Origin of the sequence: Clostridium estertheticum, from assembly GCF_011065935.2 — a bacterium.
In the GTDB taxonomy this organism is placed as follows: Bacteria; Bacillota; Clostridia; order Clostridiales; family Clostridiaceae; genus Clostridium_AD; species Clostridium_AD estertheticum_A.
The window spans coordinates 5,307,254-5,319,732 of the sequence record NZ_JAAMNH020000001.1 but is presented as its reverse complement, the minus strand read 5'-3'; the positions used below and the strand labels follow the sequence as shown (position 1 = coordinate 5,319,732).

General features: G+C 30.1%; 12 protein-coding genes. 8 read left to right on the top strand and 4 right to left on the bottom strand.

What is annotated here, in order from left to right; genetic code table 11:
• Positions 1-33 precede the first annotated feature (33 nt).
• Positions 34-1,077, top strand: coding sequence for a Fic family protein (locus G9F72_RS25420; protein ID WP_164957173.1), 1,044 nt, complete (start codon positions 34-36; stop codon positions 1,075-1,077).
• A 270-nt stretch (positions 1,078-1,347) separates the two neighbouring features.
• Here G9F72_RS25420 and G9F72_RS25415 read toward each other — a convergent pair whose 3' ends face one another.
• Both G9F72_RS25415 and G9F72_RS25410 read right to left on the bottom strand, forming a co-directional pair.
• Entirely contained in the window at positions 1,348-1,770 is a 423-nt protein-coding gene (locus G9F72_RS25415; RefSeq protein WP_164957172.1) for a hypothetical protein, read from the bottom strand.
• Between the two features lie 107 nt (positions 1,771-1,877).
• Positions 1,878-2,186, bottom strand: coding sequence for a cupin domain-containing protein (locus G9F72_RS25410; RefSeq protein ID WP_164957171.1), 309 nt, complete (start codon positions 2,184-2,186; stop codon positions 1,878-1,880).
• Between the two features lie 230 nt (positions 2,187-2,416).
• On the opposite strand from G9F72_RS25410, the gene G9F72_RS25405 reads away from it, so the two are divergent.
• The 7 genes from G9F72_RS25405 to G9F72_RS25375 all read left to right on the top strand — a co-directional run bounded on the left by G9F72_RS25405 (position 2,417) and on the right by G9F72_RS25375 (position 8,829).
• Positions 2,417-2,752 carry a winged helix-turn-helix transcriptional regulator gene (locus G9F72_RS25405; RefSeq protein WP_164957170.1) on the top strand — a complete coding sequence of 112 codons (336 nt, stop codon included), beginning with the start codon at positions 2,417-2,419 and terminating at the stop codon, positions 2,750-2,752.
• A gap of 404 nt (positions 2,753-3,156) precedes the next feature.
• The gene (locus G9F72_RS25400) at positions 3,157-4,299 is read left to right on the top strand and encodes an MFS transporter (protein ID WP_263487082.1); all 1,143 of its coding nucleotides are present in this window, start codon (positions 3,157-3,159) and stop codon (positions 4,297-4,299) included.
• A gap of 238 nt (positions 4,300-4,537) precedes the next feature.
• Positions 4,538-5,830: a hypothetical protein gene (locus G9F72_RS25395; protein WP_164957169.1), complete on the top strand. Its 1,293-nt coding sequence runs from the start codon at positions 4,538-4,540 to the stop codon at positions 5,828-5,830.
• A gap of 313 nt (positions 5,831-6,143) precedes the next feature.
• The gene (locus G9F72_RS25390) at positions 6,144-6,602 is read left to right on the top strand and encodes a hypothetical protein (RefSeq protein ID WP_164957074.1); all 459 of its coding nucleotides are present in this window, start codon (positions 6,144-6,146) and stop codon (positions 6,600-6,602) included.
• Between the two features lie 60 nt (positions 6,603-6,662).
• Entirely contained in the window at positions 6,663-7,466 is an 804-nt protein-coding gene (locus G9F72_RS25385) for a MerR family transcriptional regulator (protein ID WP_164957168.1), read from the top strand.
• A 3-nt stretch (positions 7,467-7,469) separates the two neighbouring features.
• Entirely contained in the window at positions 7,470-8,132 is a 663-nt protein-coding gene (locus G9F72_RS25380) for a GyrI-like domain-containing protein (RefSeq protein ID WP_164957167.1), read from the top strand.
• 499 nt (positions 8,133-8,631) lie between these two features.
• On the top strand, positions 8,632-8,829 hold the full coding sequence (locus G9F72_RS25375; RefSeq protein WP_164957166.1) for a hypothetical protein: 198 nt from the start codon (positions 8,632-8,634) through the stop codon (positions 8,827-8,829).
• A 238-nt stretch (positions 8,830-9,067) separates the two neighbouring features.
• On the opposite strand, the gene G9F72_RS25370 is transcribed toward G9F72_RS25375, so the two are convergent.
• Both G9F72_RS25370 and G9F72_RS25365 read right to left on the bottom strand, forming a co-directional pair.
• The gene (locus G9F72_RS25370; protein WP_164957165.1) at positions 9,068-11,491 is read right to left on the bottom strand and encodes a YhgE/Pip domain-containing protein; all 2,424 of its coding nucleotides are present in this window, start codon (positions 11,489-11,491) and stop codon (positions 9,068-9,070) included.
• A gap of 280 nt (positions 11,492-11,771) precedes the next feature.
• Positions 11,772-12,338, bottom strand: a complete 567-nt coding sequence (locus G9F72_RS25365; RefSeq protein WP_164957164.1) for a TetR/AcrR family transcriptional regulator — start codon at positions 12,336-12,338, stop codon at positions 11,772-11,774.
• Positions 12,339-12,479: the final 141 nt, after the last annotated feature.

The following is a 12,479-nucleotide window of genomic DNA, read 5'->3' as shown; positions in this document are numbered from 1 at the left end:
ATAAAATATAATATAAACGAGGGAGAATGTATAATGATTTCTTTTGAAAAGAATAAATTGAATAACTTAGCTTTACCTATGAGTATAGTGAGAATGTTAACTACTATAAATGAATATAAGGGAAAGCAAGATTTGTATAAAAAGCAATCACCTCAAATATTAAATACACTTAAAGATGTAGCAATTATACAAAGTGCAGAATCATCTAATAGAATAGAAGGTATTTATACTTCGAATAAAAGATTGCGTGAAATAATGGATAAGAAAATAGAACCAAGAGATAGAAGTGAAAGTGAGATAGCTGGGTATAGGGATGTATTAAATACTATTCACAGTGCTTTTGATGCTATACCTATAAAATCATCTGTATTATTACAATTACATAGAGATTTATACAAATTTTCATCAGCTAATGGTGGAAACTATAAAAATACTGATAATGTGATTGAAGAAATATTACCTAATGGAACTAGCAATATCAGGTTTAAGCCTGTGGATGCTTTTAGCACACCAAGTTATATGGAAAGGCTTTGTGAAGAATATAGAAAGGAAATTGCAAAAGAAGAGATAGAGCCATTAGTTTTAATAGCCGCATTTATATTAGATTTTCTTTGCATCCATCCTTTTAATGATGGAAATGGAAGAATGTCTAGATTATTAACACTTTTACTTTTGTATCAAAGTGGTTTTGAGGTTGGAAGATTTATTAGTTTAGAAAAAATTATTGAGGATAGTAAAGAAACTTACTATGAAGCACTGAATAAATCATCGATGTTATGGCATGATGGGAAAAATAATTTGTACATATGGCTTGAATATTTTCTTGGCGTTATTATAAAAGCATATAAGGAATTAGAGGATAGAGTAGGCTGTATTGAAAATACTAAGGGCAGTAAGAGCGAAAGAATAGAAATGGCTATACAAGGGAAGTTAGGATATTTTACTAAGAATGAAATAAGAACTATATGTCCAGATGTAGGAGAAGCCACTATAAATAGAGTGTTTGGAAAGTTGAGAGTTGAAGGGAAAATAGAAGCTGTAGGTAAGGGAAGAAATTCTAAGTGGAAAAAACTATAAGGGAAAAGAAGTATATACTTAAAAAGATAAATAAAAACCTCACTTGCAATGGATACGGTGAACCGTATCACAAGTAACGTAGACTTTTTAGTATCTACATTGTAAGACTTTAAATTTAGATGAATGCAATACAAACCCATCTTTGATATTGCATTAATAAAATGCGACTTACTGCACTTAAGTAAGCCCCACTTATACCATTTAGTAATAATTCATAATGAACATAATAAAAATAATCAATGTTAACGTGGAATAGATTCCAATATTTAATTATTTCTTATTCATTAAGACTAAACCTATTATACTTAAGAATATCCCTAGGCCATTAGTAAAAGATATCTTAGTTTTATAGAAAATAATACCAAGTATAATTAACAAGATTGTTGAAATTATACTTACATAAATAGGAGCAATGGCTATATTCCATCCGCTTCTATAGACGTATAAATATCCTATTTCTAATCCAAATGCAGATAGTCCTAATACATAACTTGCCCAGTTTAATTGCTTTAAAGAACTTGAAATACTATTATTCATTGGAAATATAATCATTGCCAATATAGAGACTACTATTGCAATAATATATGTAACTACCATGGAAATAAACGGATTTATTGATCCACTAATAGATTTTTGGCTGATATTATATAATACAGTTGCTAAGATTGCGATTATTATGGACATATAATACATATAATACACCCTTTCATATATATTTTAATTATTATAGTTTTGACATAGTAAGCATTAAAATAAAAGCACCTAATAGGCTTTTATTCTAATGCTTATAAATATTACATTTACTTTACAATAGTGTTTTTTACTTGTAAAACAACTAATTTATTGTGTCCATTATTTGTAAATCCATGGCTTTCTTCATTTGGGGATAGGATTACATCATTCTCTTTAATTGAAATGTCTTCACCATCTACAGTTATTATTCCATCACCACTAACTACATAGAATATTTCATCTAAATTTGAATGTTTATGAGGGGTCATTGTTTCACCTGGTTCATAGAATAAAATACCTGCGTCCATTGTACCTTCTGTGAATAGTGCTTTCCTCATAGTTTTTTCTGTAATAGTATTAACGTTTAATATTTTCATAATCGTTCATCTCCTAAATTTTAAATACTTATTTTAATCAACTGTTATAGTTAATATTGTTTAAAGTAAAAAATATATTTTATTTCTTCATAAATAAATTTCCTCCTATGTTTTCTTAATTCATAGCTTTATACTATAATAGATACTAACTCTTTGCAAGAAGGCACTATTATGTACTAGACTAACTAAACTGTAAGTATTAAATTTATATATGATAGGAGAGAATAAAAATGACCTGTGGTAAAATATGTCCAATTGAAGAAACTGTTAATCTTATCAGCCACAAGTGGAAAGTTCTTATTTTAAGAAATTTACATAACAGTGGAACACAAAGATTTACTGAACTTGCTAATGGAATTAATGGGATAAGTGAAAAGATGTTAACGCAACAGCTTCGACAAATGGAAGATGTTGATTTGATTATTAGAAAAGTATACCCTGAAGTTCCACCTAAAGTTGAATATTCTCTTTCAGAACTGGGAAAGAGTTTAAAGCCAGTTTTAGATGCTATGAATATTTGGGGGGGAAACTATATAAAAGCTAATAAACATCTTTATAAAGATTAGATTAAAGTATGTATATTTTCGGTAATACAAAGTGAGAAGATAAACTAATTTGTTACCTGCTATTTAAGGGGGGTTACTTACATTCTTTTATTAAAGAATGAAGTAACTTCTTTTTTAGTAGTTTGAATTAGTTTTGAGGGCATTGGAAACCGTTTAGTTTAGACTAGACAATTATTTTTATTTAGTTAAACTTAAAAAATTTACAATAATAGTAATTTTTTCATTGAAAATATGATAAAATGATTAAAATGAATTTGATTTTTAAGGAGAGAGGCAAATGTACAGACCGATTTAATACACAATGAAGTTACAAAATATTTCAAAATCAACCTTTAAAATAAGGTTTTTTTGTCATGCAACTTTGGAGGTGTGTTAAAATTAATAAAAAGGTCAATGTTTATTTAATGTATATTATTGTATTTCTACAGGGATTTGTTTTCTATGGCCCTATTGCTACGTTGTATAGGCAAAATAGAAACTTATCTTTATCTAATATGTTTTTAATAGAGTCTATATCCTGGATATTAATGATTATTTTTGAAATACCATGGGGATGGTTTGCAGATAAATTTGGGTATAAAAAAACACTTGTTATTTCAAATTTTATATTTTTTATATCAAAAATAGTTTTTTATAAAGCAAATTCCTTTGGAATGTTCTTTTTAGAACGAGTTTTATTATCAATATCTTTAGCCGGAATTTCAGGGTGTGACATCGCTCTACTATATTCATCGGTGAAGGAAGATGAGAGTGAAAAAGTATTTGGTAGATATAATGCATTTTCAACTGGTGGCTATTTAATTGCCTCGATGATGTTTTCAATACTTGTTAAAAAGTCCATGGATAGTACAGCATTTTGGACTATTATACCTTATGCAGTGGCAGCAGTATTAACTTTATTTATAAAAGAGGTTAGTGGAAAACAGGCCGAAAGGCCTAAGTTTAAGCAAAGTTTACTAACAGCGTTTACAAATAAAAGTATTATAATATTGGTAATTTCTTTTGCGTTAATGAATGAAGTAGTTCAAGTAGTAGGTGTATTTTTAAATCAATCACAATATGTACGCTCGGGAATAAATATTAAATATTTTGGAGTACTGGCAGTTGTAATGCAAATAGTTCGATTAAGCTCAATTAAATCTTATAAATTAAGCATTAAACTAGGTACAAATAGAAGTATTCAAGCATTATATATAATTATTACTATATGTTGTACAATACTTGTATTCACATCTAATGCAACATTGACCATACTTTCAATAATTTTTATATGCGGTAGTGCAGCTATAATTTCTCCTATAGTTTTAGATATTGAAAATAAAAGTATAAGTACTATTAATAGGGCGACTATTTTATCAGTATTTGCTATGTTTGGCGATTTAACAGGTGCAGGAGTTAACGTGGTTATTGGAAAGACAGCGGATATTTCTACCTCATCAGCATTTATAACTTGTGTGTTTATGTGTGTTTTTTCTTATATATTATTGTTAATCTATAAGAAAAAAAGTGGCAAAGAAAGAAACGTAGAAAAACAAATTAACTATTAGTTACAATGTCATCTATGAACAAACTATAAAAAAGAAAGTCTACGTTATACCCGTTGCGGGTTTTATTATGATTTAATTTGCTTGGATAAGATAAAGGAAATATGAATCATATATATGGAGAAAATCTAAAAAATATTATAGGTAAAATAAAGATAATATGATAAAATTTATAGTACAATAAAGATAGAAGAAGTTAGAACATGGCAGAGGGCTTCAAGTATTATTTTTAAAGGAGGAAGTGTATATTAAAAGAGAATATTTGGAATTAAAAACATGCCGTACCGAAAAAGCTGAATTCATAAGAGGAAAAGAATATATCGTACTTGGTACAACAACTAAACAGACATATGAATATGAAACCGAGGTATTGCCTTGCTATAGGATTGTAAACGAAAGAGGTGCTGTGGAAATAGTTGTGCCTGAACAAATTTTCTATTCAACAAATAGGTTATTGCAATCCATAAAAGAAGTAGTATATTTAGGCATTTTAAATATAGATAGTTTAGTGGAAGGTGAAGTATATTCTGTCTTTAAAATGCGTGAAGAAAAAGGAGAATTTTTTTATACCATATTTGATGATCTAAATAAGCTAGAAACATATCCTACCTCTTTGTTTGTGCCAGAAGAGGAATATATTAAAATGACTAAAGAGGAACTTTTAGATTTTAAGAAAGTTAAAAAGGAAGAGCTATTAAAATTTGAAGATTTGAGAAAAAAAGAGGCTCAAAAAGTCTTAGACGAGCAATTAGAATTGGAAAATGCTAAAAAAATGGAGGTTCAAAAATCTTTAGAGCAGCAACAAAGCCTACAAAACATAAAGAATTTGAATAAGCTTGAAATAGAAAAAATCAAGGAAGTTATAAAAGTTTTAAGGCCCAATATAGTAGAGAATAATACTATTACTACTCCTTTGATTAGTGAAACCTCAAAAATTACAAATAAAATCAATAAGCTCTCAATACTTTTTATTGTTGGATGTTTTATAACAGTTGTTGCTTCAGTATTTGGGAAGGTCTTACTAAGTTCAATAATTAATATGATATATTTACTTGTAGGTGTGTTTACTTACGTATATTTAAAAAATAATTTATCTGAAAGTTTAGATAAAGATATTCCTATAATTGAAAAACCTGATAAAGAATCGCTGAGTTTGATGGTTTCCTTCAGCGATGATATATTGTTAAAATTAAAAAAAATAGAATTAAATTTATTAATTTTAGAGAATGGAACTACTGTAAGAAGTGAAACTGTTTCACTAATAAGGGAATCTGTCTCCTTTTGCTTAGAAAGTTATAAAGTAAAAGATGCTAATTTACTAAAAGATATATATGTATTTTTAGATAAAACCCTTGAATACATTTATAGCTTGATAGATGGGGAAAATCTAGAAGAATTATCTATAGAAAAGCAGATTTATAAGAATGTATCCTCCATAATAAACAGAAATACTGATATTTTCGAACTTATGATTTCGGACAATAAAGAAATTAAAGAAATATTAATTAAAGAAACATTAAATAAAGTAGATTAAAGCATTGGGTTGTAGTAATAATCTCCAGTTATTGCTTGCTATAAGAAATGCAATGAAGTTCTTTTTATAAAGTTAAAGAACAGTTAAATAAGCTCTAGGGTAAATCCCTAGAGTTTTATTTTGATTATTTTTACAAAAATTGCAGGAAACGATAATTTGATGGTGAATTAATATAAGAGGTTATAATTGTGAAGTTGAATTATCATTGTAATTTCCCAAGTTTAAGTGTATTAAAATTCTATATTCTGAGATAGAAGTAGATAGCATAATCTAAAGTTATAAAAAATGCAATTAACCAAAGGTGGGGATAGATATGTTTAATAAAGTAAAGAATCTTATTAAAAAAAATGTACTACTAAGTATAGGATTTATATTATGTTTAAGCGTTATAAGTACTTATGCATATACTAAATTTATGCCTGAATGGTTCTCAGGGGGAGGTACTTATAATGTAGTAAAGGAAGCATTTTTGACTAATAAGGGATACTCTAATGAATTATCCAAACATATGTCACAACAAGTATTTAAGACAACAAATATATATAATACTTATCCAATAAATAATAAAGGAACCTATAAAGTAGAGTTTAGCTTAAAGGAAGATTCACGAATTAAAGTTTTAGGTATAGTTTATGTGAAAATGACTTATTCAGTTAAAATAATGGATTCAAATAATATACTTGTAGGTGGATCATCCCGTATACCAATCAAATTTACTATTGTGAATAAAAAAGGTGAATGGTACATTACGGAAAAATACGAGCCTGCATAAATTAGTGCTTGACCTTCCTGTGCAGGGGATAGTTTATACTATCAATATAGAGGTGATGAAATGTATAAAATAGGCGATTTTTCAAAAATAACAAATTTGACTGTGAAGGCTTTACGATATTATGATGAAGAGAATATTCTTAATCCTTCTTATCGATGTGAAGAAAATTCATATAGGTTTTATGATGATAATGATTTCAAGAAGGCAGAGTTAATTGTGCTCTTACGGGAGCTGAATTTTTCAATTTCTGAAATCAAAGATGTTATGAATATATGTGAAGATAAAGCAGATTTATCATATATCTTAGAAGAAAAGAAAGATATGGTTAATAAGAATATTATGGAAGAGAAAGCGCTGCTGAAAAAGATCAGCCTCTATATTAAACCAAATTTATTGGAGGATGATGGTGTGAATTATATAATTCAAGTAAAGGATATTCCAGCTATTAAAGTGGCAGCTATTAGATACAAAGGCAAATACAGTGATTGTGGTAAGCATATGGGTAGAATCTACAAAGCAATAAAAGGAGATGCAAAGGGTGAGCCTTTTAATTGTTATTATGATGGTGAATATAAGGAAGAAGCAGATATTGAGACCTGCGTTCCTATATCAAAACAGGTTTATGACTCCGTGGTAACTATAGTGGAACTACCACAAATCAGAGCAGTTTCTACAATACATAATGGTACTTATGAAAGTATTAATATGGCATATAAAGCTATTTTCGACTATGCTAAAGGGAAAAACATTAGCTGTTTAACGCCATCTAGAGAAATATATATAAAAGGACCTGGCATGATATTTAAAGGGAATTCGAAGAATTATATTACGGAAGTTATTATTCCAATTGAGCTGGAGGTTTAAAAGATGGATACAAAAAAACTAGATTATAAGAAAGAATATAAGGATTTGTATTTACCAAAGCAAAAGCCAGTTGTGGTAGATATACCTGCTATGAATTTTATTATGGTAAATGGAAGTGGTAACCCAAATGATCCCTGTGGAGAATACCAAAAGGCGGTAGAGCTTCTATATGGATTGTCTTATACAATAAAAATGAGCAAAAGGAATGGCTGTGAGCCGAAAGATTATTTTGATTATGTAGTTCCACCACTAGAGGGATTATGGTGGATAGAAGAAAAAACCATGGACTTTACACAAAAGAGCAAATTTTCTTGGACCTCAATGATTAGGCAACCAGAATTTGTAACTAACGAAGTATTTCAATGGGCATGCGAAGAACTTAAAAGGAAGAAACCGGAAATTGATACTTCAAAGGCATATCTAGAAACCTTTAGTGAGGGACTATGTGTTCAAATGATGCATATTGGACCATTTGATGATGAATCAAAGACAATTAAACTCATTGAAACTTATATAAGTGAGAACAACTTTAAAAATGCGATTTCATCTGTTCAACCGGATGGAAGGATACGTAGACACCATGAGATTTATTTATCAGATCTAAGAAAAACAGCTCCTGAAAGGTTAAAAACTGTTTTAAGGCACCCTGTTGTTAAGGCGGATTAACTTTACTTTTAGACTGCTTGGATATTTTGACTCTACTATTGAAACCCTTGACTAATTAATTGGTTAAGGGTTTTCTTATGCTTTAATTTAGTTAGATAAGAGAACAGATTGCTAATAAAGTAAAATGATAAGAAAAATTTATAAATAGTGTTGGGAAGAAGAGGATTTTTAAGAAAGTTTATATTTTGTTTATACTTAGTTTAGAAAAAATATAGGGTTCTATTTTACAATTAGATTATTGGATTATCAAAATATAAATTGAGAAAGATTTTTCTTAAGAAATTTGTAACAATATTGATAACTATTTTGTAAAGAATGTCCTGTATAATTATTAATAGCTAGTTAGTGTGAATTCGAAAACTAACCTAAATTGGAGTTGAGAGAATAATAATTAGATGCTAGAAAATAGCGGTGGGGGATATCAAATGAACATGTTAGACACCTTTTACGGACCGGTTAAAAAATTTACTATAAAATAATATAAAATTTGGAGGTCGAAATGTTTAAAATATTGTTTGGAATGAATATTTTAGTAACAGCTACAGCATTATTTTTTTTGGTCATCGGAATTAGGTGTTTTAAAAGTGATGAATACAATAAAAAAGGTATTAAATGTATACTTGGGGGTGCCAGTATTACAGGGATATGTATCATTATAGGCGCCATTCTTTTCGTGCCAACTTTCTTCCCAATATAATAATATCCATATTCGTATCTCTTGCTATGTTCTCAAAGTTATCCACAGATGCCGTTTCAAAACCCCACTTTATCAACATTTCATTCATATTAGTGCACAATGCGTTATCATCTTCAACTATCACTATCTTATACATTTTTCTGTTTAGTATAATTGTAACATTTACCTACAGGATAAAGCTATATTTACTACACCCCAAGAGTAACGTAAAAAAGAGTACCATGTGGTACTCTTTTTGTTAAGCTGCACTAGCTGCTTCTTTTTTATCTTTCATCATTTTTTGTAATTTGTCTGCGTGGCCCTTCAGCAATACAGATACTATTAGGAAACAAACTCCAACAATTACTAATACAGTTGAGTTCTTAGAGAATACTGCATAATTGACTCCAGCTATTGCTTCCCTTGCTCCTGAAATATAATATGTGAAAGGCATTAATGGATTTAATACTTTAAAGAATGTTGGTACTAATTCCAATGGGAATGTACCTGCGCAGGCAGTTAATTGTAATAATAATAATATTATCGCAAGTATTCTTCCTACTTGATCAAGTAAAAATACCAAACATTGAATTATTGCTATAGATACTAATGACATTAGTATATTAAGTCCAAAGTAAAGTGGTACATTGTTTGGTCTTAATCCAAGTACCATAACTACTCCACTTGCTAAAACTGCCTGTACAATACCTATATAACCATAGGATAAGAATTTACCAAGCACAATGGCTGCTGGGCTTGCATTAATATCAGCATCCACTTCATCTGTAATTACAAAGAACATCATCAATGCTCCTATCCAAAGAGATAATGCTATGAAGTATGGTGCAAAACCTGCTCCATAATTTGCCACAGCGTGGATAGGTTTTTCATTCACCTTAATTGGTTCTGAAACAAATTCAGCCATTGTATTACTATCATTCACAAGGCTTTTGTTTATCTCAGTTGATCCTTCTGCAAGTTTATCATTTAACTCTTTTGAACCATCTGCTAATTTTAAAGTTCCATCAGCTAGTTCAGGTATCTTTCCTTTTAATTTACCAGTCCCATCTTTTAACTGCGAGGAACCATCATACAATTTTCCAAGTCCATTTACCAAAGCCATTGAACCTGAATTTAATTGGGAGACCCCACCTGTTAAAGCTGGGATATTTCCATTTAACTGTCCAAGTCCACCATTTAATTGTTTCGCTCCATCGCTAAGCCCTTTAGAACCTATTATTGCAGCGCCAAGGCCTGTTGCAAGTTTATTAGCTCCACTTGAAAATTGTGTTGCACCACCTGAGTATTGACCTGCACCCTTTGCAAATTTATCTGCTCCAGTTGCAAAACCCTGTGCTCCAGTTGAGAAATCACTTACACCTTGTATTAATAATTTACTTTTACTTTCTAATAATACTGCGCCATCTGATACGTCTTTTGCACCCTTTTGAAGCGCACCTATTTTTGAACTATTAATTGGATCACTTGCACTTTTCTGCAAACTTCCTAATGTGCCTACAAAGTTTTTCATATCTGGGTCATTCATAGCCTCAGGGTGTTTTGCTAAATAAGCACCTAATTGTGTTTTTACAGCGTTTGTTAATGCTGTCTGTGAGGCATTAACATTACCTGTTAATTCATTCACACCATCTGAAATTTGTTGTGTACCAACCTTAAGATTACTTACTCCTGGTCCGAATAGTTGATATCCAGCGCTAAGGCTGTCAGATCCTGCCTTTAGCCCTGAAGCACCATCGCTTAATTTTTTTGAACCATCATTTATTCCATCATTCATTGTAACAGCATCATTTAATCCTTGTGCACCCTTGCTTAATAGATTTGCACCACCGCTGGCATCGCTCAGACCTGTTGAGAGCTGATCAGCCCCTGTTGCCAAAGCACCTGATCCCGTATATAAATCTGAAACACCTTTTCCCAATGCAGGAATCTTATCACTTAACTTACCAATTCCTCCATTAAGAGCACTTGCTCCATTTTTAGCATCACTAAGTCCTGAATTTAGCTTTGTTGCACCATCATTTAGTTTAGAAACTCCATCGCTTAATTCAGGAATTTTACTATTTAGTGTTGCTATTCCATCTTCTAACTTCTTACTTCCATCAGTAGCCTTTTGCATTCCATCCTTTACAACGTAAAGACTATCAAAGGTTACCTTTGTATATTCACTTGATATAGTTTTTGTTATTTCAGCCTTTAGTTCTCCCAAAACCTTGCCATTGATCTGCGCTGCAAGGAAGTTCTTTTTTTCATTTGCACTATATAAAATGTTTGCCTTCTCAGGCGTTCTATCCTTTGCACTTAAAACTTTACTTGAAAAGTTTTCTGGGATAACAAACATTGCATAGTATTTAGTACCATCTAAGCCTTTATTAGCTTCATCAATGTTTGTAAGAAATCTCCATCCAACCTTTTTATTACCCTTTAGATTATTTACAATATCCTTACCATAGCTAACGCTTGCCCCGTCCTTCATTGCCCCTTTATCTAAGTTAACAACGGCAACTGGCATATCTGCTAGTCTACTATACGGATCCCAAAATGCATATAGATAAAGTAAGCTGTATAAAAGTGGAACAATTATAATTGCTGTTACAGAAACTCTCATAAACCTATTTTTAAAAATGTTAGATATATCTCTCCATGCTACTTTAAGAAAATTCATTTAACCACTCCATTCTAAATATTAAATTGATTTCAATAAACTTTTTTTCTATCTAATAGTAATGCTACCAGATATTTATACTAATCTTTAGTGGAAGGGCAAATTTCACTTTAAGATAAGTACAATTTGATATTAACCATAGACATTTTATACTGACCAATCAGTATATACTGACTGGTCAGTTATATTTATACCTTATTTTTTGACATTTGTCAACCTTTTTTTTGAAAAAAAATGATCATCATATTTTTTATGATGATCATTTAATATTATTTGCAATTTATACCTGAATTCCTGTCAATATATACTGCATTAAATTATCTATTACATTTTCTACATCAGTGTCATCTTTACTTATAAGTTCATAAACCGCTGCGGAACAAAGTGTTCCCAAAAACGTATAAGACATAAAAGAAATGTTAGATTTCTTTACTACGCCTTGCTCCATTGCCTCTTTAAGATGATTTTCAATTATATTTATATATACCTGTATTACCTCTCTTATTTGAAGATGTCTTATTTCTCGTCCCCAAAGTTGGCTCATAATAACCTTAAAGAAGTCCCTATTTTCATATACCAAGCTTAGTTGAACTCTACAAAGTATTTTTAACTTTATTAATGAATCCTCTTCCGCTTCAGTAGCTTCTTCTATTTGTTTTATAATAACATTCATGCCATCTGTTATTATAAATTTAAAAATATCCTCTTTACTTTTAAAATGATAATAAAGGGTTCCCTTTGCAACACCAGCATTTACTGCTATATCGTCCATGGTAGCTCCATCATATCCACAGCCGGAAAAAACCTTTATTGCAGAATTAAATATGGCTTGTTTTGTTTTGTTCATAATATCACTCCAAAATTTTATTCTAAAATTTGTACCGGTCAGTATAAAATGTCTAATCTCTATTATACTATTTTGTTATTATAACTCAATAGTTTTATAATAATAATTATTTTTATAGATGAGACACCACAGACAACATTT